The organism is Elusimicrobium minutum Pei191 (assembly GCF_000020145.1).
Classification (GTDB): domain Bacteria; phylum Elusimicrobiota; class Elusimicrobia; order Elusimicrobiales; family Elusimicrobiaceae; genus Elusimicrobium; species Elusimicrobium minutum.
This window is the reverse complement of sequence record NC_010644.1, coordinates 654,167-679,070: the sequence shown is the minus strand read 5'-3', so window position 1 is coordinate 679,070 and position 24,904 is coordinate 654,167. Positions and strand designations below refer to the sequence as shown.

The following is a 24,904-nucleotide window of genomic DNA, read 5'->3' as shown; positions in this document are numbered from 1 at the left end:
ATATATGATACTCATATTATAATAATTATTATTAAATATACAATAGTGCAAATTACAATATGTACTGGTATTTAAATAATACAAAACTTGGAAAATTATAAATTAAAACACATAAAAATTTCTAATATAAATAAAACAATTTTTTCCATAATAGAATATGAAAAACCCCGCTTTTAAGCGGGGTTCAAAATTATATATCTTGTGAAGGGGGTTCAGGAGGGCGGGGCGTTTTATTAAAAGGCACAGGATCGGAAGGGAGAACATTTACGTCTTCTTCATCTTGATACTTGGCCGCCAAATCCGCTATTTCTCCGCTTTTATCCCCTAAAACAGCCTCTCTGTTAACATATAACAAAGCGGTGGGAACATCAGAATAGGTTTGCGCGATAAGGTTAACGGCTACAATGCAAATTAGCATAAAAATACCAATCACAAGCTGTAAAACTGTTATCCCGTTAAATATTGCAATTAAAACAGCGCCTATTCCTTGTATAAACATATTAATAAAACCGGCGGCCATACTAAAACCAAAACTTATAAGAACCGCCAAAATCATATAACCGAATGTAGAAGAGAAGAACCCTTTAACAAGAGAATAACTGTATTTCACGGCGTCAAACATATTTTTTTTCTTAATAACCACAACAGCGGTTAACGGGGACAGGTAAACCAAAAAGCAAACAGCTAAAAACACTATAGCGGCAAAAACAATAAATCCGAAAAAAACCGCTAACGCGTTATAGCCCATACTTGCAAAAACAGCAATCAGTAAAGAGCCCAACGTAAGAAAAGTTACAAAGAAAAGAATTATGACCAAAGTTAACATAAACAAAGGCCATGCGCGTGAAAAACTTTGTTTAAACGCCTCTTTTATTGTTATATCAACACCGCATATTTTTGAAACAATAAATCTGGAAACAGCAGCTTTTTTAATAACTCCGGCGGCTATAGTACCCGCAGCCGTAATAACCAACAATATTACCAAACTTACAATGAGCACCGGATCGGACGCTATCATCTGAACCATAACTTCTTCCGTCATATTGGGATTAAAGCCAGGAAGTCTTAATGCCACAAGAGCTAGCGCGGCTATAAAACACGGCACAAAAACAACCAAGGCGGCTCCAAATAAAATTAATTGAAACAAGCAAAGCTTCCAAATATTTTTTATAAAAATATTTACGCTTTCACTTATAAGATCAAAAGCATCATAAAACCTTTTCAAAAGATCCATCATTCTTCTCCTTTATTTTTATCTTTATCCAACAAATCAGGCGGTAACGGCGGCATACTAACCACTTTAAGTTTAGGGCCCGAAGGTTTAGGCGGCGGAAGAGGGTCGACAGTTCTTTTTGTTTCTTCCAAAGGATCTTTATAACCTTTTTTATCCGCGCTTTTAGCTTTTTGCTCGGGCAAAAACTCGGTATGCTCAATAGTTAAATCAAAATCTCTTACCTCAGAAGGAGGAATAGTAGCCTCAAAAACCTCTTCAAGTTTTTGATTTTCCTCAGCTTCTTTAAAACGGTCCTGTATTATCTGTTTAATCTGGTCCGGGTCGTCAGTGTCAAAATCAACCATGATGGTAGGCATCTCCCCGCTTTTTTCATTCACATCGTCCTTAAATAAGCTTTTATAGAACTTGTCCGTACCGCTTAATGTACTCTCATCATCATCAATGCCTTCGGGTAAAGATGCCGGCGCGCTCAAAGCCGCTTGTATTTCATTAAGTTTTTCTTCTTTTTCTTGCTCCAGCCCTTTTAATATCCCTTTTTCTAAATGTAAAAATAAAAGCGTATGGGCTGAAAAGAAAAACGTTTCAATAAACAGCGTTAACGCGTAAATAAACAAGGATGCCGCCGCAATAAGAATTCCTCCTATAAAAATGTACCGGGAAAGATAATTTTGTAAAAGGTGAAACGAAAGAGAAGAAAAAATAACAGGAATATAAACAACAGCATAAATAGCAAAAGCTACTAAAATGGTAAAAAGCATATACCCCAAAGTTTTAAAATAACTGCCTTTTACAAGGTAAAAACTGTATTTCAAGCAATCTATAGGGCCTTTTTCTCTCAAAACCACTGCGGGGGCCATAAAAGATAAAAACAAAAGAAAAAACAAATTAATTATATTCGCTATTATTACAGGAATATAACTTGTGACCCCTGCAAAATGAAGCGCAAGACTTACCAAACTTACAGGAACGGACATAATAAGAGCGCCCAAAATAAAATAAACCGCTCTCGAGCCTGCTATATTTACAGCAGCAAAAACACCCATTTCTTTTTTAATTATACGGCTTTCCGTAATGGGGTAAAAAGCAAGAAACCTTGCGGCAATTATAATAACGTATAAAAAAGCCATTATGCCGGCTGTTATAAGAGGGTTCATTCTTGCCAGGAGATATATCGCTACAATTGTCAGAAAGATAATAAAAGCAATTAGAATGTTTACTCCCAAAGCAGCCCAAAAGCTGGCTAAAGCCGTCCTGAAAGAAGACGCCAAAAAAGAACCTAAAGACATATTTACCAAATCAGTTTTTTTGTTTACCATGTTTTATATTAGCTCCGCTATTTGCGGCTTTTGCTTTCCTTTTTAACATTCAAATTTGTAAATTTGGGATATAGCGCTTCGGCAAAAATATCAAATTCTTTTTTACCTTTTATTTTCATGCTGACGGAAAGAACATACACGTTTTTCTTTAAAATATCCCGCCAGTTTTCCGGAAATTTAACAAAATCCTTAAAAGTGGTAACCAAAGGGTTTTCCCCCGCCAAATCAACAAAAGTTTTAAGATCTTCTTCAGTATATCTTCTGTGGTCGGGATAACGCCAGACTTTAACAAGTTTAAGTCCCAAATCTTTTAACGTATCTTCAAAGCCGCCGGGTTCTCCTATGGCTGAAAATACCCCCGCTTCGCCTTTTAAATGGTTTAAAGGCACCTTTACGGAATTGCAGATATCAAAATAATGCTCAGGCTGGTGCACTGCTTCCAAAATCTCAATATCCTCGTTTTGAAGGCGTATCTGGTCCTTTATATCTTCTTTTTTACGCTGGTCAGCCTGATTGCTGTGCGTTAATAAAACAAGATTGGCTCTTTTTAAACCTGAGAGCCCCTCTCTTAAAGTACCGTACGGGAGCAGCTGCCCCCCTCCAAAAGGATTTCTGGCGTCAATAAGAACAATGTTAGCATCCCTTTTTAAACGGAAGTGCTGAAACCCGTCGTCAAGAAGTAAAACCTGGCTTTTAAATCTTTTTAGAGCTTCGGTAGCGGCAAGGTGCCTGTCCTCGTGAATTACTATGGGCACTTTTACGTCAGCCAATGCGCGGCTCATCATAAAAGGTTCATCGCCGGCGGTTACCCAGTTGTTTTCAAGCTCATCGTCAAACAAGACTACGGGATTTTTATTTTTTTTATCTCTTTTATACCCACGGGAAATTATTGCGGTTCTTATACCCGCCTCAGCCAAAGTACGCGCGGCAAGAAGCACCGCCGTGGTTTTACCGGTGCCGCCCGCTGTAATATTACCCACACAAACAACACGCGTGTTTACGCTGTAACTTTTACGCCAGCCGTTTTCATATAAAAATTTATTAACTATGGTTCCGAGCTCATATCCTTTTGAAAGCACATATAAAAAAAACCGCCCGAAAACATTGTTTTTTAAATTATCTCTTGTTTTTTCTAAATCCATAAGAACCGCCTGTCAAATATTATAAGAAATTCTACATAATTTAAATCCGAATTTCACAAATGTTTCATATGTTAATTTACAAATGTGTTACAGGACACTCTTTCAAGATTATAAAACATATTAAGATTTCCTGCAAAAAAACATAAAAAACGTTTCTTTACGTTTTTTAAATAACTTTCGATTTGATACAATATAAAAGAAATATAACTGCCATTTTTACGCCTGGCTTATTTTTACATGGAAAAAATCGGCAGCCAATAAATATTTAATATCAAAGAGGAGAAATAAATGAAATCAAGCAATCCTATTTTTAATGAAGAAGGGTTTAAAAAAGCGGCCGAAATGCAAGCCGCCTCAACACAACCCATGACAATATCTGGGGCGGTTAACAAATCTTTCACATTACTTTTTATTTGTTTTATAGGAGCATTACTCAGCTGGTCAAGGCCGGAACCGCTTTTACCCTGGATTTGGCCTATATCTATAGGCGCTTTTGTAATAGCCATGATTGTAATTTTCAACAAAAGAACGGCCCCTATGTTAGCGCCTATATATGCTTTCGGACAAGGTATCGCGGTAGGTTTAATATCTTTAGCTTACGCGCAACAGTACGCGGGTATTGTTTACCAGGCTTTAGGCGTTTCAATGACTGTGTTTTTTATTATGCTTGTTTTATATAAAACACGCATAATAAAAGTTACCAGTATGGTAAAAAGCGTAATAGTCGCCGCTACCGCCGGCGTGGCCGTGTTTTACATAATAGGAATGATAATGATGCTTTTTGGCGCCAATTGGTTTTATTTATCAGCCACTCCGTTAAGCATAGGCGTAAGCGTTGTTGTCTGCCTTATAGCCGCGTTCAACCTGCTTTTGGATTTTGATTTTATAGAAAACGCGGCGCGTTATAATATGCCTAAATATATGGAATGGTATGCCGCTTTCGGCCTGCTTATTACCTTAATATGGATGTATTTGGAAATATTAAGATTGCTCGGCAAATTGCAAAGAAGATAAGCAAGCGCGGTCACTTCAAATTTTGTAGAATCTTATTAACAGATATGTAATATTAAACGGAGGAAGTATATTTATGGCAATTAAAGTTGGTATTAACGGCTTTGGCCGCATTGGCCGCTTAGTTTTCAGAGCCGCAATGAAACGCAATGATATTGAAATCGTTGGCATCAACGACTTAGGTACGGTTGATTATTTGGCTTACATGCTTAAATATGATACAGTCCATGGTAAATTCGACGGTACAATTGAAGTCGATTTAGCTAACAGCAAACTTATCGTTAACGGCAAAGCTATACGCGTAACAGCGGAAAAAGATCCCGCAAATCTTAAATGGAATGAAGTTGGCGCTGAATATGTTTTAGAATCAACGGGTTTATTCCTTTCTAAAGAAAAAGCCGAAGCTCACATTAAAGCCGGCGCGAAATATGTGGTTATGTCAGCTCCTTCCAAAGATGATACACCGATGTTTGTTACCGGCGTAAACGATGACAAATACGTAAAAGGCACACAGTTTGTTTCCAACGCATCTTGCACAACAAACTGTTTAGCTCCTATCGCCAAAGTTTTAAATGACAAATGGGGTATTACGGACGGTTTAATGACAACAGTCCACGCCACAACAGCCACACAGAAAACAGTTGACGGCCCGAGTGCCAAAGACTGGAGAGGCGGCAGAGCCGCAAGCGGAAATATTATTCCTTCCTCAACAGGCGCGGCCAAAGCTGTGGGTAAAGTTATACCCGCTCTTAACGGCAAATTAACAGGTATGTCAATGCGCGTTCCAACATTGGACGTTTCAGTAGTTGACTTAACCGTTAACCTCGCCAAACCCGCTAAATATGAAGAAATCTGCAAAGAAATGAAACGCGCTTCCGAAAACGAACTCAAAGGCGTTTTAGGTTATACGGAAGAAGCGGTTGTTTCCTCAGACTTCATCGGCGATCCCCGCACGTCAATTTTTGACGCTAAAGCCGGTATCGCTTTAACAGACACTTTCGTTAAAGTAGTTGCCTGGTACGATAATGAAATGGGTTATTCAACAAAATGCTTAGACTTAATTGCCAAAATGGCAGAAGTCAACGGCAAATAAGTTTATTTTAACCCTAACAATTAAATGGTTTAAACAAAAAACCGCAGTTGCAAAAGCTGCGGTTTTTTATATACTTTATATAAATAGAAAATATTTAAAAGGGTTATATGAAAAAAGGATTTACTTTAATAGAACTTTTAGTGGTTGTTCTAATTATCGGTATACTTGCCGCTATTGCGCTGCCGCAATATACAAAAGCTGTTGACAGAGCCCGCGCCTCCGAAGCGGTGTTGATATTAAAAGCAATGGTTGACGCGCAAGAAAGATATTATTTGGCAAACGGTTTTTACGCTAAAAGTATTGATGATTTAGACATAGATGTCCCCGCCACTACTAAAAACTTTACATTTGGTATTGAGTCGGGTACCGGCAGATACGTATCGGCCACTCCGGTAAAGTTTAACGGATATAGTTTTGAATTTCATACCGACCACGGCGCTCCTACAACGCCTTTATATCACGGCGCAAGGTGGTGCCGCGCCACAACAAGTAATGAAAAAGCAAAGTCAATGTGCCTTTCCATGGGCGGCAAATTATCTACAAGAATAAGCCACGGCACAACAACTTACTATGATTTAAACTAACAAAATTTTGAGACTAAGAGCAGCTGTTTTAATAATAGCTGCTCTTAGTTTATGCGCTACGCAATACTAGAAATAAAACTAGCCTGTCTGCAAGCTCTTATACAAAAGATTTTCTCTTCAATCTCCCCCTTCCTATTTTGATATAATATGGTTGATAAGTTGTTAATCGCCTTCTTATTTGTTTGGTTTTAAAAGGGTAAGGCAAACATAATCATCAAGAGGTAAATTAAATGCAATTAGAAAATATTAAAAAACTGCAGGATTTAGACGTTAAAGGCAAAACAGTTTTAGTCCGCGTTGACTACAACGTTCCTTTAAAAGACGGCAAAGTTGACAATAATAAACGTATTGTCGCCTCAGAAAAAACAGTAAAATATTTACTTGATAACAACTGCAAAGTTGTGTTAATGTCCCACTTGGGCAGACCTAAAGGCAAAGTAGCGTCCGAATTTTCATTAGCGCCCGTAGCAACTGAAGTTGCCAATGTTTTTGGAGTTAAAGTACATTTCGCCTCAGACTGTATTGGCGAGCCCGCTGCAAAAACTATAGCTGAAGCCAAAAACGGCGAAATAGTTTTATTAGAAAACCTCCGCTTTCACCCCGAAGAAGAAAAAAATGATGAAACTTTTGCCGCGCAGCTTGCTAAAAACGGCGAAGTTTTTGTGCAGGAAGCTTTCGGCACCGTACACAGAGCGCACGCCTCAACCAGCGCCGTTACCAAATTTCTTAACGGCGGTATCGGCTACTTAGTACAAAAAGAAGTACAATTCCTTGGCGACGCTTTAGCAAAACCTAACAGGCCTTTCGCCGCTATTATAGGCGGGGCAAAAGTGTCTGATAAAATTATGGTTTTAAACACTCTTCTTAGTAAAGTTAACGTTTTGGTTATCGGCGGCGGTATGGCATATACGTTCTTAAAAGCCCAGGGCTACACAACAGGCAAGTCACTTTTAGAAGAAGATAAAGTTGAAGAAGCCAACAAAATTTTAGCCACGGCAAAAGAAAAAGGCGTTGAAATACTTCTTCCAGTTGACCATGTTTGCTCAACAGAGTTTTCTAACGAAAGCCCCGTAATGACAACCGAAAACGCCAATATCCCCGAAGGCCAAATGGGCCTTGATATCGGGCCTAAAACAATTGCTTTGTTTGACAAAAAACTTTTGGAATGCAAAACAATTTTTTGGAACGGCCCCGTGGGCGTTTTTGAAATGAGCAACTTTGAAAAAGGCAGCTTTGCGATAGCCTCTTCAATGGTTGAAGCCACCAAATTAGGCGCGACAACAATCATCGGCGGCGGAGACAGCCTTAACGTTTTAAAGAAAGCCAAAATTAAAACGGACCTTTTAAGCCACTGCTCTACAGGCGGCGGAGCCAGCATGGAGTTTGTTGAAGGCAAAGAACTTCCCGGGTTAACGGCGCTTGCCAAATAAACTGAAAGTTTAAAACATAAAAAACCCGCTTAAAGGCGGGTTTTTTATTTATATTAAACTAAGTATGATAAAATATTTATGCTTTGAAATAAGACAGTAAAAGGATAAAAAAATGCAATTTAGTGATTTATTTAAACAAATTTCCACTAAGGATATTTGCGCGGGTTTTGATATTTTTAAATTAGTGGGAAATGACTTTTTTCTTATTACCTCGGGTAATAAGGATAATTACAACTCAATGACAGGCAGCGGAGGCGGCTTTGGCATGCTATTTAGAACTCCGTCTACCTGGTGCGTTATACGCTCGGACAGATATACTCTTGAATTAATACAAAAAGAAAAAACTTACACCCTTTCTTATTTTACCGACGAATACAAAGACCAGCTGATATTTTTAGGAAACAAAACAGGACGGGGCACCGATAAAATGAAAGAAGTTAAATTGACAAGCGTTCAAACCCCGTCCGGAAATATAACTTTTAAAGAAGCTAAATTAATTATTGAGTGTAAACTGACGCAAATTACAATGCCGCACCCAAATGATTTTTACTCACAGGAAGCCAGGGATTATCTAACCGAAGCTTATAAAAATCCTTCCGATTACCGCAAATACGTGTTTGGGGAAATAACAGCGATATGGGAAAATAATATAAAAAAATAATTATATAAATATGAAAAACAGTACAAAATTTATAGTTTTAAGCGTAATTATAACATTAGCCACTATTGCAAGACTGGCACTTTATATAATAGCCCCCCATGCTATCGACAGCGCATACCCTCTGCTTGGTATTATTTTGGGTTTTATTACCGCGGTCGGCGCGGTATTTATGGCAGTACGCTATAAAAAGAAAGAAAGCAAAAAAATAAATGCTTGCAATAAAAAGTCCCCGTTACAATAAACGGGGATTTTTTATTTAAATTAAATTATTAATTATTATTTCCAGAACCTGATATAAGATAATAATGTGTAGACGCGCCTGAATGGTGCGGAGTGTTTGTACCGCTTATTGATTTGCAAACACTGTTTTTAGAACCATCCGTTATAGGAGCGGCACACCAAAAGTTATTTGTTGTGGTATTTCTTTCAAGAAAGAAACCCGAGTTATTTTTACTAAAAGCGTACATACAAGTTAAGCATGTGCCGGAATTAAATGCGTAACGAAAGTTTGTCGTACTGCATTGCGTTTTATCCGCGGTGCAGTCTAACGAAATATCAATATCTAAATCGTCAAAACTTGTAGGCTGCACGTCATTAGCCAGCTTATATCTGTCCGACGCGTCTTTTATTGAACGGAGCACCATCATAGCTTCGGACATACGGGCTTTATCTACGGACTTTTGGTACTGGGGCAAAGCTATCGCCGCCAAAATACCTATTATTAAAACTACTACCAAAAGCTCTATTAAGGTAAAACCTTTTTTCATACAAACTCCCTTTATATCAATATCCTAAAGATTTACAAAGTCTAATTCCTTTATCAGTGTTCCCCACACAACTTCTCTGCCCTGCGTTATTGGGCGCGTTTTCAAAATAAGAAATATAAGTCGCTACAAGATTTGAGCGGCACTCAGTGCCTGTATAACCTGGGCAGAAGAAAACCCTTACATTCCTTTCCCCGGTAGCCTGAACTCCCGAAAAGTTGTCAATTTCCGCGTCTTTACAGTCTATAATAGTTTGATCGCCCGCGCTGCGCGCGGGGCAAGCAGCTATATAATCAATATCTAAGTAATTTAAATCCGCTACATAATCACCCGTATGCAAATAATAAATTTCCTGCGCTTTACGTATACCTTCGGACATTGCTATATAATTTTGCATACGTGTTTTATATACGGCGTTTTGATATTGGGGTAAAGCTATCGCGGCCAAAATGCCTATTATCAAAACGACAACCAAAAGTTCAATTAAAGTAAATCCTTTTTGCATTTATAATGTCCTTAATATTAATTGTATTATTTTAAATTTTAACATAAAAATCCAAATTTGATTATATTTTTGAAAAATATAGTATATTTAGGATAAGTTGACTTTTATTACTTTTTTACAAATTTAAAAATATGAAAAAATCAATCTATAAAGGCTTAAACAGCATTGTCTTTGAAAATGGCAATATAAGGGCGGAATTTCTGCCCGATTACGCGGCTAAAATGGTTAGTCTGCAAAATAAAAAAACTGATAAAGAGTTTTTATTCCAGTCTGATTTGCCAGCTTTAAAAATACCTCCTTACTCGGCGCCGTTTAGCGAATATGACTCAAGCGGATTTGACGAGGTTTTCCCCTCCATTGACCGTTGCCCTTACCCAAGCGGTTCTTACGCGGGCGTAATTATCCCCGATCACGGCGAAGTTTGGGCCATGAGCTGGGAAATAGGCGAAATTACGGATAACGGCTTTAAAGCCTCTGTTAAAAGTAAAACTCTTCCTTATATCTTTACAAGAGAAACAATAATAAAAGATAATGAAATAACGTTTAACTACACAGTAACAAACACATCGGATAAAGAAGAATTTAAATTTATTTGGGCCCTTCACTGTCTGCTTGCCTGCAGCCCCCAAACAAGGCTTCTTACTCCTGAAGATTTGACTAAAGTTATGACGGTAGAACACTCGACAAAAACTTTAGGCCCCTGGGGAACCATACATAATTATCCTTACGCTCTTTCAACAGACAATAAAAAAATAGATTTATCCGCCACTGAATCCAAAGAATCAAACTCTTGTGAAAAATTTTATTTTTTAAAACAAAATACCGAGGGCTGGTGCGGAGTGGAACACCAAGACACTGGCGATAAACTTGTTTATAAATATGATGCGGACAAGGTGCCCTACCTGGGCGTTTGGAAAACGCAGGGCGGCTACAGGGGTGATTATAATATCGCGCTTGAACCGTGCACCGGCGTGTATGACGATTTGTACGTGGCGGACAAGATAAAAAAACTGTCTAAAATTCCACCTCACGGGGAATATTCATGGCAGTTTAAAATGGTTGTTTCGTAAGCTCAAAACGCAGTAATCATCAAGTAAAAAAAAAATTATTATAAGGAGAATTATGGCTATTACATTTGTGGCATTTTTTGCATTTACAATGGCGGTTTTAGGTCTTGCTTATTATAAGACCAAAAACGCCAATACGGGAACTGAAGAAGGATATTTCCTGGCGGGCCGCGGACTAACAGGTTGGGTTATAGCGGCCTCTTTATTGCTTACCAACTTATCATGTGAGCAAATGGTCGGACTTAACGGCCAGGGATACGGATTTAATATGTCCGTAATGGCTTGGGAAGTAACGGCAGCGGCAGCTTTAATCATAGTCGCGCTTTATTTTCTACCCCGCTACTTAAAACAAGGTTACGCCACCGTGCCCGATTTCGCGGCAGACAGATACGACGCGGCCACAAAACACATGATTAACGGTTTGTTTTTACTGGGCTATGTGTTTATTCTTTTTCCCATAATTCTTTATGCCGGCGCTGTTGGTATGGGAGGCATATTTAACCTAAAAGAAGTTTTCGGTTTTCAAAGCGACTTTGCCATGATAGCCGTGGTTGTTGTAGCCATAGGCATTTTGGGCTGCATTTATAACTATTTCGGCGGGCTGCGCATTATAGCCTGGGCGGACACTTTTAACGGCATAGGCCTTTTGGTAGGAGGCCTTATGATTCCTATTTTAGGGCTTATGTTTATCGGCGACGGCAACCTTATTACGGGCCTTAATATTTTAATAACCGAAAATCCCGAAAAGTTTAACTCCATAGGCAAAGCAACCGACCCCGTGCCTTTTGCCACAATATTTACGGGTATGTTTCTTGTTAACCTTTTTTACTGGGGCACAAACCAGGTTATTATACAAAGAGCTTTGGCCGCTAAAAACTTAAAAGAAGGCCAAAAGGGCGTTTTAATATGCGCAGTTTTCAAACTTATGGGTCCGTTATTTTTGGTATTGCCGGGCATAATAGCGTATCACATATTTAAAGACAATCCTTTAAACACAATGGATATGGCGTACTCATCTTTGGTAAGAACCGTTTTACATAATCCTCTTTTGGTAGGGTTGTTCGCGGCGGTGCTTTTCGGCGCTATTTTAAGCGCGTTCAGCGGGGCTATAAACTCAACTTCAACATTATTTACGCTTAATGTTTATAAACCGTTCTTCGCTAAAAAGGACGCTACGGACGCCGATATCGTAAAAAAAGGCAAAATGGCGGCCATTATTTTGGTTCTTTTTTCAATGTGCGTGGCGCCGCTTATTTCCTTTGCTCCTAAAGGATTATTCCAATATCTGCAAACGGCAAACGGCCTTTATAACGTGCCTATCTTTACCTTAATACTTGTAGGTATGTTTAATAAAAAAGCGCCTGCATGGGCGGCAAAAACAGTGTTAATCGGCTTTATTATAGTGTACAGCTTTACGCAGCTGCTGCCCATGATAAAAGGCGGCGTATACGCATCCGCCTTACCGGGTTTTTTACATTGGTTTGTTCATTTGCATTTCTTGCATATTTTGGCCATATTGTTCTTTATATGCGCGGCTTTCATGCTTATCACAGGGCACTTTTGGCCTACGGACGTTAAGTTTGACATACACAATGATAAAAAAGTTATCGACATGAAACCCTGGAGCTTGGTTTATGTAATAAGCTTTATTATTTTCGCGGCGGTTGTGGGAATATATATTCTGCTTTCCCCTATCGGCATAGCAAAGTAATTTTACAAACACGGCGCAATTTTATTTGCGCCGTGTTTCATTTATACAAAAAAAGGGTGTTTAATATGAAAGATACTGTTACTAAAGAGTTTGAAAAAGTTTTTAATTATAAACCGCAGTCCGTTTTTTTCGCCCCAGGCAGGGTTAACCTTATAGGCGAACATATTGATTATAACGGCGGGTATGTTTTTCCGTGCGCGCTTTCTTTGGGCACATACGCGGCTGCGGCTAAAAGAAACGACAGCAAAATAAGATTTTTTTCTAAAAATTTTGAGGACCTCGGAGTTATAGAGGTTGATATAAATAACATAGCCTATAAAAAAGAGGATAATTGGACAAACTACCCCAAAGGCGTAATTGACGTAATGAAGAGAAAAGGCATTAAATTAGACACGGGTTTTGACGTGGCTATAATAGGCAATATTCCTAATGGGGCGGGGTTGTCCTCTTCAGCTTCTTTGGAAGTATGCACCGGTGTTTTGCTTAATGATTTTTTTGATTTAAAACTTTCCTCCACAGATATTGCTCTTATAGGCCAAAAAACGGAAAATGAGTTTATAGGCCTTAACTCTGGTATTATGGACCAATTCGCTTCAGCCAACGGTAAAAGGGACCACGCCATTTTGTTAAACACAAATACGCTTCAATACAAACATGTCCCTTTAGAATTGGAGGACGCGTCCATAGTTATTTGCAACACAAATAAAAGGCGCGAGCTGGCAGGTTCTAAATACAATGAAAGAAGGGCCGAGTGCGAAGCCGCGCTCGCTATGCTTACCAAAAAACTTAAAATCGAAACGCTGTGCGACTTAACACCGGACCAGTTTGACCGATATAAAGATTTAATAACCGACCCTATAGCCTTAAAACGCGCCAAACACGCAGTTAGGGAAAATTACCGCACACTCGCCGCGGTAGGGCTTTTGGAACTCGGCGATATAAATTCCTTTGGCAAACTTATGTTTGACTCACACTATTCTTTAAGAGACGATTACGAGGTAACCGTTTTTGAACTTGACACTATGGTTGACCTTGCCGCCCAACAGCCGGGCGCCATAGGCGCACGCATGACGGGCGCAGGATTCGGCGGCTGCTGCGTATGCATTGTTAAAAACGACGGTGTTGACAGTTTTATAAAAAACGTCGGCACGGGTTATGAAAAAGCGACCAAACTTAAACCCGAGTTTTATGTAGCCAAAATAGCGAGAGGCGCCGGTAAACTTGATTAAATTATAATTATAAAAAAAGAAGAATAATTTTAAATTATTCTTCTTTTTTTATGTGACATAACGCTATATATTTTTTAAAATAGATTTAACTAAGCAAAAAACAAACTAACAGGTAAAAACTATGAAAAACATTTTAGTTGTAGGCGGCGCCGGATATATAGGCTCAAACACCGTGCGTGTTTTAGAAATCAAAGGCTACTCGCCTATAGTATATGACAACCTTTCAAAAGGACATAAAAAAGCGGTGCGGGGCATACCTTTTATTAAAGGAGATCTTGGAGATAAAAAGAAATTAAAAACAGTTTTTAGTAAGTTTAAAATAGACGCCGTTATGCACTTTGCCGCTTTTACCGAAGTTGGCGAAAGTGTTATCACTCCCGCCAAATATTATGAAAACAATGTGGCAAAAGTTTTAAATCTGCTTGACGCTATGGTTGAATCAGGCATAAATTATTTTGTATTTTCCTCAACTGCCGCAACTTTTGGGGAACCGGTTAAAGAACTTATTGACGAAACACACCCGCAAAACCCTATTAACCCCTATGGCAGAACTAAGCTTATGGTTGAAAATATTTTAAAAGATTATGACCATTCCTACGGACTAAAAAGCGTTTGTTTAAGATATTTTAACGCGTGCGGAGCCTCGCCCGACGGTAAAACAGGTGAATCGCACGACCCCGAAACACATTTAATACCCTTGGTTTTCCAAGCGGCTTTAGGGAAAAGGGAAAGCATAAAAGTTTTTGGTAATGATTATCCCACGCCTGACGGTACGGCTGTAAGAGATTATATTCATGTTAATGATTTGGCCTCGGCGCATATTTTGGCGCTTGAAAAAATGGCAAAAGAAAATAAAAGCGCCTGGTATAACTTAGGCAGCGGCAGCGGTTACAGCGTAAAGGAAATTATAGAAACCGTAAAAGAAGTAACAGGCCTTGATTTTAAAGTGGAAAACGCACCCAGAAGAGCGGGCGACCCCGCCGTGCTGGTGGCGGATTCGGCAAAAGCTAAACAGGACCTTAAATGGGAACCTCAGTTTAATTTAAAAGAAATCATAAAAACCGTGGCAAAATGGGAACGCAAAAGGAAATATTAATGACTGATATTAATAAACATATTCAAATCTTACTCAATTACGCCGGGCAAAACGGCCTTATCTCCAAGGAAGATAAAGTTTGGGCTGCCAACCAAATTGCCGCCGTTTTAAATTTGGACAGTTTTGAACCTCAGAAAGTAAAAACGGCTTTGCCAAAATATCCGGGTAAGATTTTGGCTGAAATTTCCGACTGGGCTGTTACGCAAAAACTAATTCAGGATTTACCTGTTTACCGTGAAATGCTTGAAACTAAAATAATGGGCATTTTAATACAGCGTCCTTCTGATTTTATTATTTCTTTTAATAAAATAAAAAAACAGCGCGGTATTAAAGCCGCCACGGACTGGATGTATAAAAAACAGGAACAGGCCAACTATATTAAAACGGAAAGAGTGGCAAAAAATCTTTCCTGGAAAACACGCACAAAATACGGAGCGCTTGATATAACGGTTAATTTATCAAAACCGGAAAAGGACCCTAAAGAAATAGCCCTTCTTAAAACAATGGGCGCGGCGGCTTTGCACACCCATATTTATCCCAAATGTCTTTTGTGTTATGAAAATGAAGGTTACGCAGGGCGTTTAAACCACCCGGCAAGGCAAAATATCCGTTTAATTCCGCTTAACCTTTCCGGCGAAACCTGGTACCTCCAATACTCTCCCTACGTTTATTATAACCAGCACTGCATAGTACTAGGGCAGAAACATGAAAATATGTTAATAGACCATAAAACGTTTGAACGCTTGGGCGACTTTCTTTCCAAGTTTCCGCATTATTTTATAGGTTCAAACGCTGATTTACCTATAGTGGGCGGCTCTATACTAAACCATGACCACTACCAGGGCGGTTTATACACTTTCCCCATGCATAAGGCAAAAGAACGCAAAACCTTTAAATTAAAAAAGTGGCCTTCTTTAAAATGCGCCACGCTTAACTGGCCTTTAAGCGTGATAAGGCTTACAGGAAATAAAAAAGATGTTTTAGCCGCCTCAAAACATATTTTTGATAAATGGATAAAGTATTCTGACGAAAACGCCAAAATAAAATCGCACACAGGCAAAAAAAGGCATAATACCGTTACGCCAATGGCAAAAATGAACGGCAAAAAATTGCAAATGGATCTAGCCTTAAGAAATAACCGCACTTCGGCCAAATATCCTGACGGTATTTTTCACTCGTGCCCTGAATTTCACCATATAAAACGTGAAAATATAGGCCTTATTGAGGTCATGGGCATGGCCATTTTGCCGGGCCGTTTAAAAGAAGCTCTTAAAGAAATTGGCGATTGCCTAATTAACGGAAATTTGGAAAAAATAAAAAAATCCCCCTCTATTGAAAACCATTATGAATGGGCGAAAGAAATTTATTTCAAACATAAGTTTACGGCAAAAAACGCTGAAAATATTTTACGGGAAGAAACCGGTAAAGTATTCGCAAAAGTCTTAGAATGCTGCGGCGTTTTTAAGCAAACGCCCGAAGGTGACAAGGCTTTAGACAAGTTTTTAAAAGAACTTAACAAATAAAACTTTCAAAATACCATAACATATCAATTTATGGGACAAGGGGCCGGGGGCAGTGTCCCAAAAATTTGGATTTTTATCTGAGATAAAATAAAAAGCAGCCGCGTTAAAAACGCGGCTGCTTTTTATTATAAGATAACTTTTTTATTTTTGTTGCCACGAATTAATTTAAATAATAAGCCATTTGTGTACCGGACATATGTTTATATACATGAGGATTCTTCCCCCCTAAAGACAGGCAAAGTTTTTTATATGTATCATCATCAACAGGATGTAAACACAGAATCCTGCTTGGATAACTGTTTTGACTTATATTTTCCATAAAATACCTTAAGTGATAAGCCTTGCCATCTTTGTTTTTAACCCTAATATTATATGTAGAATTGTCTAAACTTATTTCATACTTTTTGGAAATGGGGGCGCTTATATCAAGCGATTCCCAATCCGTAGTATAACTCCCCGTGGAAAGGAAAAATCTTTCCTCCGCATCGGCTGCGGCTCTCATCCATATTAATGCTTCTGTAGCGCGGCTTTTTTCAACAGCCATGTTATATTGCGGCAAAGCTATGGCGGCTAAAATTCCTATTATCAAAACAACTACCAATAATTCTATTAAAGTAAAACCTTTTTTCATAATTCTCCCCGTCCTTTTATTCCCAATATTTTAACAAAAAAAACAATGATTATGATTAATGATTTGTTTTTGATTAAGTCATGACAGACGGCAATAAAAAATTGAAATCTATAAAAAAGGGAACCGCTGTAGTAGGGTTTAGACTACAGCGGTTGGGGTTTAAAGGATACGGGCATATATTTGTTAAATTGTGTTTCTTATATAATTATGATACCTGTTATGCAAAATTTTTTCCAGGGTCTTTAGACCTATAACTGAAGTAGGACTTTTGGTCCGCAAAATACCGAAAAATCGTGTTTTTCTAATAAAATGATAGAATATTATTACTAAACGCGCATTTATAAAAATTGTTTAGTCCGGTAAAAAATGAAGCTTATAAAGAAATTAGGACAAGAAACTCTAATATACGGTACCTCCACTATAATAGCAAGGTTACTTAACTTTTGCCTTGTGCCTCTTTATACCTATTTTTTAGTAACTTCCGAATACGGTATAGTTGCGGCTGTATTTTCTTTTTTAGCTTTATTTAACGTTATTTACCAATACGGTATGGACCAGGCTTACCTGCGCTTTACTTCTGATCATCAGCAGGACAAAGAAGAAAGTTTTTCAACCGCTTATTTTTCGGTATTATGCACTTCCGTTTTACTCTCTTTACTTATAGTTTGCACCGCGCCTTTATGGGCAAAACTTATAGGAATAGGCCCGTATTTTTCCTACCTTATAAAATTAAGCGCGGCAGTGCTTTTTCTTGACGCATTAACCGTTATTCCTTTTGCCAAACTACGCTTACAGCACAGGGCATGGCGCTTTGTAACCGTAAGAACAACCGCCATAGTAACAAACGTGGCATTTAATATTTATTTCCTTGCAACAACAAGTTATGGCGTGAAGGGCATTTTTTACGCATCTATTATAGCCTCAAGCGCGGCGTTATTACTTCTTTTACCTGTAATTAAAGAAGATCTGCGGTTAAAATTCTCTAAAGAACTTTTGCGTAAAATGCTTAAATTCGCCTGGCCTTTTGTTCCTTCAGGCATGGCAAGCATATTAGTAAATGTTATTGATAAACCGCTGCTCGTTTTTTTAACTGGATTAAGCGCCGTGGGCGTTTATCAGGCCAACTTTAAAATAGGCGTGTTTATGATGCTTATAGTTTCCATGTTTGACCAGGCGTGGAGGCCGTTTTTTTTACAACATGCAAAAGAGCCTTATGCAAAACCTTTGTTCGCGCAGGTATTAAATTATTTTACGGCATTTTCCATGTGGGTAGCTTTGGGACTCGGGTTCTTAATGCCCGTTATTATAAGAACGCCGATATTCGGACATTATTTTATACACCCGAATTACTGGTACGGTCTTAACATAATACCGTTTGTAATGGCGGGTTATTTTTTTTACGGCATTTATATAAACTTTATAGTGGCGCCTGTAATAACAAAGAAAACCGGTATTTTGATGTACGCGACAATATTGGGAGCTATTGTAAGCGTTGCTACAAACATTTTTTTAGTGCCGAAAGTGGGGCTTTTGGGCGCGGGGTCGGCAATAATGCTAAGTTATATAAGCATGGCCGTAACAATGTTTATTTTCACGCAAAAAAACTACCCTATTCCTTACCAATACAATAAACTTTTAGCTCTTGCCCTGACGGGCACTTTGGCTATCGCGGCAAACTGTTATTTTAATACATTAACGGCAAAAATTGTAATTCTAATCCTTTTCCCGCTTATCGCTTTTAAGATAGTTTATGTTAAAAAAGATTTTTTTGACCATGTAACTATTAAATGATAAAATATGAACAGATTTAGTGTATAATCCGTTATAAAAAATGGTTATGCCTAAGGTAAGGTAAAAACAAAAACACCCCTATGAAAACAGGAAGTAGTATACATGACGCAAATGGTCTTACTCTCAATATTATTATTGATAGTCTTGGCTTTACCTCTCACAATAAGAAAAGTGGAGGAAAACCTGGAAGTCTTCCTTCTATTATGCGGTATTACGGCGGCCACAATTTCGGGTATTTGGCATAAAGAACTTGTTTTAGACGCTGTTAAAGAGCCTCTTCACATATCTTCGGCGGTTTTTTTGGTAGGGTTGCTTTTCAAAAGGTATCATCAATACACACGCGTAGTTTTATACAAAACTATTAAAACCTTCGGCTTAAGCATGACGCTGTTTTTGGTAGTGGCCGTGCTGGGGCTTGTATCAAGCATAATTACCGCTATAGTAGCGGCGCTTATTTTATCTGAAATAGCCTCAACGCTTGACCTTGAAAGGAGCGACCAGGTTAAACTTGTCGTTTACTGCTGCTTCGCCATAAGCTTCGGTGCGGTATTAACCCCAATCGGCGAACCTCTTGGCACTATTGTTATTAACAAATTAAAAGGTCCGCCTCATTACGCGGATTCTTTTTTTATCCTTAAACTGCTTTGGCCTTACATTCTTTCAGGCATTTTATTTTTATCAATACTCGCTTTCAGAATAGGCCGCAAAGATATTAAAATTGAAGAAAGTGCGCAGGAAGCCTTCCACTCGTTTAAAGAAATTGTAGTCCGCACATTAAAAGTTTATATATTTGTTGCAGCCCTAACCTTTTTGGGGGAAGGGCTCAAACCGCTTGCTTATAAAACGATATTCCATCTTTCCCCTCCCGTTTTATATTGGGTTAATATGGTTTCCGTGGCTCTTGACAACGCCACTCTCGCGGCCATAGAGATAGTACCCGAAATGTCGGTAGTTAAACTTGAGTACCTGCTTGTAAGCTTAATAGCATGCGGTGCTATGCTTATTCCCGCAAACATTCCCAACATTATCTGCGCTTCCAAGCTTAATATAGGCAGCAAAGAATGGGCTAAAATAGGCGTGCCTTTGGCATTTTCCTTAATGGTTGTTTACTTTATATTCCTTATGATTTTCGTTCCGTATCCGGGAACTTAAGTTTTTACGCTAAACAATTTTTAAACAAAAAAATAAAACCTCCGCGTTTTTAGCCCCGTAGGTTTTATAAAAATAATTTTACAGCCATTTTAAAAAATCAAAAAAAACCCGCATTTTAAAGCGGGTTTTTTTAATTTTAATTTAAGTTAATATAATTTATGGCTTCAACCGCAGCCTTTGCTCCCGCGCCTGCCGCGATAACAACCTGGCGGAACTGCTGCTCGGTAGTGCAGTCTCCGGCCGCGAAAATACCTTCAATATTAGTTTTGCCGGACTCATCTATTTTAATAATTCCGTCTTCTTCAAGTTCAACACCGCTGTTTTTTAAAAACGCAGTCTGCGGCACGCCCCCTATGGCTACAAAAACGCCTTGGCAAGGCAGCTCACGCACCGTTTGGTCATTAAGGTTTTTTACTTTTAAAGCATTAAGTCCCAAAGAGTCTCCTTCAAAACTTTCAGCTGTATAATTTAAAACCATTTCAACATTAGGACAGGCTTTAACCTTTTCAACGGTCTTCTGCGCCGCTCTGAAACCTTCGCGCCTGTGCACCAAATAAACTTTATTACAAATTTTGCTTAAATACAAAACATCTTCAAAAGCGGTGTTGCCGCCGCCGATAACAACAACGTCTTTATTTTTAAAAAACATGCCGTCGCAAGTAGCGCAAGATGATATCCCGCGCCCTTTATATTTATCTTCGCCGTCGGCTTCTGTCCAACGGGGTTTTACTCCTGAGGCTATTACAATTGTTTTGGCAGCGTATATATTTCCGTCAGTCGCGGTTAATTTAAAAGGTTTGGAAGAGGTATCTATAGAAGATATTTCAGTATGAACAACTTTAGCGCCAAGCCTTTCGGCCTGTTTGTGCATTTTATCCATAAGTTCATAACCGCTTACAGGCTCAATAAACCCCGGATAGTTTTCCATATCATTAGTTTGTAAAATCTGCCCGCCCGAAATCGGGCCCGCGAAAACCAAAACATCCAGCGCAGCTCTAACGCCGTAAATAGCGGCTGTTACCCCCGCGGGGCCGTTACCTATTACAATTATGTCTGATGTTTGCATAAAAACTCCTTAAAAACCAAACTCTTTAATCATTTTATTAAAAAGCTCCATAGGCATACCTATAACATTTGTTAAACTCCCTTCAACACGTTCTATAAGCATATCGTCTTTATCTTGCATGGCGTAAGCGCCCGCTTTATCCATATGCTTGCCTGAAATTAATTTAAGTTCCGTGTCGGAAAGTTTCCTGGCTTTGCATTTAGTGGCGGCGTAACCGGTAAAAAGTTTTTTCTTATTTATGTTAACAATAGCCACGCCTGTATAAACAGTCTGCCAGGAATTATTTAACAAATGTAAAATTTTAAGAGCGTCAGCCTTATCTTTAGGTTTGCCTATAACACGGCCTTTGCAATAAACAAGCGTATCCGCTCCTACCACGGTTGAAGCCGGGTATTTTGCCGCCACCTCAAAAGCTTTTTTTAAGGCAAGGTCTTTTACCATGCGGTGCGGCGTTTTGTAGGCGGTTTTTTCATCCTTTTGGGCGGGAATAATTTCAAACTTATAACCCGCTTGGGTTAAAAGTTCTATTCTCCTGGGTGATTTTGAAGCTAAAATTAATTTCATTATTTTTTTACGAATTTTGTAATTAAGAAATAAGAGAGTACCAGCCCTAAAACGCCTGATACGGTTAAGTTAAGTGAAATAGGGTGCACGCCTATACCGCTGTAAACTTTTACAAAAAATAAAAGCCCCTGGCCTGATAAAACCGCTTCGGCCAATTTTTCAATTAAAACGCCGAAAACTGCGCCCAACACTACTATTAACAAAAAATAAACAAATGCTCTCATACTTTCTCCGTTATGTATAAATTTCCAAATATGTGTTAAGGCCTTCATGTTTAGCCTTTGCTACCGCGGCGTCAAACATTTCAACGGCGGTATCTTTTTGCCCTAAAGCGTATAAAACCTGCGCCATGCTTAACCGCGTTAAAATCTGCCCGCGTTTTTCGTCAGAACCGTCAAAAAGTTTTTCGGCCTCTTTAAGTTCCAAAAGGGATTGCTGCAGTTTGTTTTTCCTTTTTAACACATCCGCACGGCCCCATTTAACAAAACCCAGGTCAACTTTATCTCCGATAATAGTGTAAAGTTCGTCCGCATTTTTATATCTTTTTAAGGCTTCGTCAAGTTTGCCCTGCTGTCTTAAACCGTTGGCCATACCGCAGTTTGTATAAGCTTTGCCGAAAGTGTCCTGCGTTTTAACAAAAATTTTATCCGCCAGTTTGTAATTATTTACGCAGGCGTTTATGTCGCCGCTTATTCTGGCTATACCGGCTAACCCGCAGTAAGCGTAAGCCTGGTTAATTTTATCTTTGGCTTTTACGGCGTGTTTAAGAGAATCTTTAAAAGATTTTATACCTTCGGCAAATTTGCCCTGCAGACGGAAAATGCCGCCCTTTGCCCATAAAATAAAACTAATGCCCGCGTGGTCTTTTTCGGCCGTATAATGGGCAAGAACTTCATTTAATGAGTCTAAAGCATCATCTAATCTGCCCCAGGCGCGCTGGGCCATGCCCGCTTCCTGCAAAGCGGCTATTTTATAATCTTCATAATCAAGTCCGTCGGCAAACTCATATACGGCGGATGCGGTTTTAAAAGCCTGCTCCGCGTTGCCAAGAGTGCGTTCGCAGGAAGCTAAAGATAATAAAATATCCATTTTAAGCGCCGCGTCATTAGTAAGTTTGGCGGCTTTTTTATATGTAGCTATAGCAGGCATAAAAGCGCCAAGCATACGCCGGGCTTCGCCTATCATGAAATAGACGGCTCCGTCTTTGCCTTTATAATTTTTTGTTTTTTTAATAACTTCGGAATGGTTTCCCGCGTCCAAAAGCTGTTCTAACTTTTCAATCATTATTTCACCTTAGGTAAATATTTTAAAATTTCCTCAACAGTCTGCGCCATGCTGTAAGGCTTTTCAATAAAATGGTCCGCCCCTGCTTCACGCGCTTTATCTTTATTTTCAGCGTCAACCAAAGTAGACATTATTATTATAGGTATGCGCCAGGTGGAATCATCCGTTTTAAGAGTACGGCATACTTCAAAACCGCTTACTCTGGGAAGCATAAGGTCAAGCAAAATTAAAACAGGTTTTTCCCTTTTTGCCATTTCAATACCCTGCACGCCGTCTTTAGCCCAAATACATTCAACGCCTTTTAATTTAAGCGCGCCCATTAAAGCGGGCGCTATTACTTTGGAATCTTCAATAACTAAAACTTTACCCATATAAAACCCCTTTTTATTAGCCGTTTATAACATACAAAAAATTAAACTTCTTCCGCATACTCTTTGTAATGTTTGCCGAGCTCAATATATTCTTTGGCGTTTTTTATTATACCGTTAACTTCATCCTCAGTAAGTTCGCGCACTATTTTAGCCGGTGAGCCAAGCACCAAACTGCCGGGCGGAATCTTTTTGCCGGCCGTAACAACGCTGCCCGCGCCTATTATGCAATTATCGCCGACTTCGCTTTCTAAAACAATCGCGCCCATGCCTATTAAACAGTTGGCGCCTATTTTCCCCCCGTGTACTATAGCATTGTGCCCCAAAGTAGTGCCTTTGCCTATTATGGAAGGGAAATCATAATTAACATGGATAACAGCGTTATCTTGTATATTGGCGTTATCAGCCACTTCAATAGCGGCAATATCCCCGCGTAAAACAGCTCCGGGCCATATAGAAACATTTTCCCCTACTTTAACATCGCCCATGATTACGGCTGTTTTATGAACATAAGCCGTGGAGTTTACAAACGGCGCTTTTTCTTTTAATTTTTCCCGCATAGGTCCTCCCCGTCGGTCGGTTCAATTTTATGGTGAGCCACGTTTTCCAGGCTTTTTTTAAAGCTGTCTACCCTATCGGACTTGCCATTTGAAATCTGCAACCCCCAATATATAAAAACACTTACAAGACCGGGTAAAATATAGTACATAAACCTGTAAATCAAAGTAGCGCTGAGCGCAGCTTCCCAAGCTATACCCGCCTTTGCGAATACGGCCGTCATAGCGATTTCCATAGCGCCTATACCCCCCGGAAGTATAGGTATTAAAGTAGTTGCCATACCTATGGCAAAACCCGTTACCAAAACACCCGCGGGAACTGAAACTCCAACCGCTCTGAAAGCGAAATACAAAACTAAAATAGTAAAAAGCCAGTCAGCGCAAACATAAAGCACCGCTTTTGTAAGACGGCCTTTTTTTTGCTGTATAAAGTTTATACCCGTTTCAAGATTTTGGGAAAAATTGTCAAACCTGGCTTTGGGAATAATAGCCGAAAAAAGTTTATAGGAAAGTCTGTTAACAAACCTGAATATTTTCCTTACCCAGGTGATACGAAAGTCATTATTAAACAAAAATACGGTAATAAAACCGCAAACAGCCGTCATTCCTATAATAAGAAGGAAATTTTGCGCAAACTCTTTTGGCGTGGCGTTAGAGTTTAAAAACATTAAAATAGAACCTTGTAAAATAATAATGGCAAGAACAAAATATATAATAACCGTAAGTACTATGCTGGCGGTTACGCTCATTCCCAAAGGTATTTTTTTACGTCCCAAAAGATGCGCGCGCAAAGCAAAACCGCTTACGCCAAATGAGGAGACTAAATAATTAACCGTAGTTGAAACCAAGGCTATACCTATAACGCTGCCTATATTAATTCTTCTGCCCATGGCGCGCAGCACTTCCCAAAGAGACAGGCCCATAGAAACATATATGGCAGCAGCGCAAAAAGTGCATAAAAACAGATAGCCGGTGCCAACTTCGGTCCAAATTTTTATAAAAGCGTCTTTATTGTATATAAATATGCCTATTACCAGCGCCGCGGAGATAACGCCCCCCGCAGCATACAGCGCGTATTTGTTTTTTACAAGCGAAGCCAGAAACTTTTTCATATATAAATTATAT

General features: G+C 39.0%; 26 protein-coding genes. 13 read left to right on the top strand and 13 right to left on the bottom strand.

Annotated features, from left to right (window positions below; all coding sequences use genetic code 11):
- Positions 1-190: 190 nt before the first annotated feature.
- From EMIN_RS03205 to lpxK, 3 genes are read right to left on the bottom strand one after another with little or no spacing between them, the layout of a single operon-like run.
- Positions 191-1,237 (bottom strand): hypothetical protein, encoded by a 1,047-nt coding sequence (locus tag EMIN_RS03205; RefSeq protein WP_187146168.1) that lies wholly within the window; start codon positions 1,235-1,237, stop codon positions 191-193.
- Positions 1,234-2,550 carry a hypothetical protein gene (locus EMIN_RS03200; protein WP_012414791.1) on the bottom strand — a complete coding sequence of 439 codons (1,317 nt, stop codon included), beginning with the start codon at positions 2,548-2,550 and terminating at the stop codon, positions 1,234-1,236. Before EMIN_RS03200 ends, EMIN_RS03205 begins: the two co-directional genes overlap by 4 nt.
- 17 nt (positions 2,551-2,567) lie before the next feature.
- Positions 2,568-3,692, bottom strand: a complete 1,125-nt coding sequence (gene lpxK / locus EMIN_RS03195; RefSeq protein ID WP_012414790.1) for a tetraacyldisaccharide 4'-kinase — start codon at positions 3,690-3,692, stop codon at positions 2,568-2,570.
- Between the two features lie 288 nt (positions 3,693-3,980).
- Here lpxK and EMIN_RS03190 point away from each other — a divergent pair, with 288 nt between their 5' ends.
- From EMIN_RS03190 to EMIN_RS03165, 6 genes are all read left to right on the top strand, one after another.
- Complete coding sequence (locus tag EMIN_RS03190) at positions 3,981-4,706, top strand: Bax inhibitor-1/YccA family protein (protein WP_012414789.1); 726 nt, start codon at positions 3,981-3,983, stop codon at positions 4,704-4,706.
- A 73-nt stretch (positions 4,707-4,779) separates the two neighbouring features.
- The gene (gene gap / locus EMIN_RS03185; protein WP_012414788.1) at positions 4,780-5,796 is read left to right on the top strand and encodes a type I glyceraldehyde-3-phosphate dehydrogenase; all 1,017 of its coding nucleotides are present in this window, start codon (positions 4,780-4,782) and stop codon (positions 5,794-5,796) included.
- Positions 5,797-5,903: 107 nt separating this feature from the next.
- Positions 5,904-6,380 carry a type IV pilin protein gene (locus EMIN_RS09415; RefSeq protein ID WP_012414787.1) on the top strand — a complete coding sequence of 159 codons (477 nt, stop codon included), beginning with the start codon at positions 5,904-5,906 and terminating at the stop codon, positions 6,378-6,380.
- Between the two features lie 230 nt (positions 6,381-6,610).
- Positions 6,611-7,810, top strand: coding sequence for a phosphoglycerate kinase (locus tag EMIN_RS03175; RefSeq protein WP_012414786.1), 1,200 nt, complete (start codon positions 6,611-6,613; stop codon positions 7,808-7,810).
- 112 nt (positions 7,811-7,922) lie between these two features.
- Positions 7,923-8,471: a flavin reductase gene (locus EMIN_RS03170; RefSeq protein WP_012414785.1), complete on the top strand. Its 549-nt coding sequence runs from the start codon at positions 7,923-7,925 to the stop codon at positions 8,469-8,471.
- Between the two features lie 10 nt (positions 8,472-8,481).
- Complete coding sequence (locus EMIN_RS03165) at positions 8,482-8,712, top strand: hypothetical protein (RefSeq protein WP_012414784.1); 231 nt, start codon at positions 8,482-8,484, stop codon at positions 8,710-8,712.
- A gap of 28 nt (positions 8,713-8,740) precedes the next feature.
- Here the strand turns inward: EMIN_RS03165 and EMIN_RS09410 are convergent, their stop codons facing one another.
- Positions 8,741-9,238, bottom strand: a complete 498-nt coding sequence (locus EMIN_RS09410) for a type IV pilin protein (protein WP_012414783.1) — start codon at positions 9,236-9,238, stop codon at positions 8,741-8,743.
- Between the two features lie 16 nt (positions 9,239-9,254).
- A complete protein-coding gene (locus EMIN_RS09405; RefSeq protein WP_012414782.1) occupies positions 9,255-9,740 on the bottom strand; it encodes a type IV pilin protein in 486 nt (161 codons plus the stop codon).
- Between the two features lie 131 nt (positions 9,741-9,871).
- Here EMIN_RS09405 and EMIN_RS03150 point away from each other — a divergent pair, with 131 nt between their 5' ends.
- From EMIN_RS03150 to EMIN_RS03130, 5 genes are all read left to right on the top strand, one after another.
- Positions 9,872-10,810, top strand: a complete 939-nt coding sequence (locus EMIN_RS03150) for an aldose epimerase family protein (protein WP_012414781.1) — start codon at positions 9,872-9,874, stop codon at positions 10,808-10,810.
- Between the two features lie 52 nt (positions 10,811-10,862).
- Positions 10,863-12,518, top strand: a complete 1,656-nt coding sequence (locus EMIN_RS03145; protein ID WP_012414780.1) for a solute:sodium symporter family transporter — start codon at positions 10,863-10,865, stop codon at positions 12,516-12,518.
- Positions 12,519-12,583: 65 nt separating this feature from the next.
- Positions 12,584-13,747, top strand: a complete 1,164-nt coding sequence (locus tag EMIN_RS03140) for a galactokinase (RefSeq protein ID WP_012414779.1) — start codon at positions 12,584-12,586, stop codon at positions 13,745-13,747.
- 121 nt (positions 13,748-13,868) lie between these two features.
- On the top strand, positions 13,869-14,843 hold the full coding sequence (gene galE, locus EMIN_RS03135) for a UDP-glucose 4-epimerase GalE (RefSeq protein WP_012414778.1): 975 nt from the start codon (positions 13,869-13,871) through the stop codon (positions 14,841-14,843).
- A complete protein-coding gene (locus EMIN_RS03130) occupies positions 14,843-16,366 on the top strand; it encodes a UDP-glucose--hexose-1-phosphate uridylyltransferase (protein ID WP_012414777.1) in 1,524 nt (507 codons plus the stop codon). The genes galE and EMIN_RS03130 overlap by 1 nt, the downstream gene beginning before the upstream one ends.
- Before the next feature lie 160 nt (positions 16,367-16,526).
- On the opposite strand, the gene EMIN_RS09615 is transcribed toward EMIN_RS03130, so the two are convergent.
- On the bottom strand, positions 16,527-16,997 hold the full coding sequence (locus tag EMIN_RS09615; protein ID WP_012414776.1) for a type IV pilin protein: 471 nt from the start codon (positions 16,995-16,997) through the stop codon (positions 16,527-16,529).
- Between the two features lie 366 nt (positions 16,998-17,363).
- Between EMIN_RS09615 and EMIN_RS03120 the strand changes: the two genes are divergently transcribed.
- Positions 17,364-18,788 carry a lipopolysaccharide biosynthesis protein gene (locus EMIN_RS03120; RefSeq protein ID WP_012414775.1) on the top strand — a complete coding sequence of 475 codons (1,425 nt, stop codon included), beginning with the start codon at positions 17,364-17,366 and terminating at the stop codon, positions 18,786-18,788.
- A 111-nt stretch (positions 18,789-18,899) separates the two neighbouring features.
- Positions 18,900-19,940: a DUF1646 family protein gene (locus EMIN_RS03115; RefSeq protein ID WP_238523720.1), complete on the top strand. Its 1,041-nt coding sequence runs from the start codon at positions 18,900-18,902 to the stop codon at positions 19,938-19,940.
- A 136-nt stretch (positions 19,941-20,076) separates the two neighbouring features.
- Here EMIN_RS03115 and trxB read toward each other — a convergent pair whose 3' ends face one another.
- Genes trxB through EMIN_RS03080 form a run of 7 tightly spaced genes read right to left on the bottom strand, consistent with a single transcriptional unit; the run spans position 20,077 to position 24,891 of the window.
- Positions 20,077-21,006, bottom strand: a complete 930-nt coding sequence (gene trxB / locus EMIN_RS03110) for a thioredoxin-disulfide reductase (RefSeq protein ID WP_012414773.1) — start codon at positions 21,004-21,006, stop codon at positions 20,077-20,079.
- Between the two features lie 9 nt (positions 21,007-21,015).
- A complete protein-coding gene (locus tag EMIN_RS03105; RefSeq protein ID WP_012414772.1) occupies positions 21,016-21,570 on the bottom strand; it encodes a Maf family protein in 555 nt (184 codons plus the stop codon).
- Entirely contained in the window at positions 21,570-21,794 is a 225-nt protein-coding gene (locus tag EMIN_RS03100) for a hypothetical protein (protein ID WP_012414771.1), read from the bottom strand. Before EMIN_RS03100 ends, EMIN_RS03105 begins: the two co-directional genes overlap by 1 nt.
- 10 nt (positions 21,795-21,804) lie before the next feature.
- A complete protein-coding gene (locus EMIN_RS03095) occupies positions 21,805-22,854 on the bottom strand; it encodes a tetratricopeptide repeat protein (RefSeq protein WP_012414770.1) in 1,050 nt (349 codons plus the stop codon).
- Positions 22,854-23,225: a response regulator transcription factor gene (locus EMIN_RS03090; protein WP_012414769.1), complete on the bottom strand. Its 372-nt coding sequence runs from the start codon at positions 23,223-23,225 to the stop codon at positions 22,854-22,856. The genes EMIN_RS03095 and EMIN_RS03090 overlap by 1 nt, the downstream gene beginning before the upstream one ends.
- Positions 23,226-23,266: 41 nt before the next feature.
- Entirely contained in the window at positions 23,267-23,782 is a 516-nt protein-coding gene (locus tag EMIN_RS03085; protein ID WP_012414768.1) for a gamma carbonic anhydrase family protein, read from the bottom strand.
- Positions 23,767-24,891, bottom strand: a complete 1,125-nt coding sequence (locus tag EMIN_RS03080; protein ID WP_187146167.1) for a lysylphosphatidylglycerol synthase transmembrane domain-containing protein — start codon at positions 24,889-24,891, stop codon at positions 23,767-23,769. The genes EMIN_RS03085 and EMIN_RS03080 overlap by 16 nt, the downstream gene beginning before the upstream one ends.
- Between the last annotated feature and the right edge of the window lie 13 nt (positions 24,892-24,904).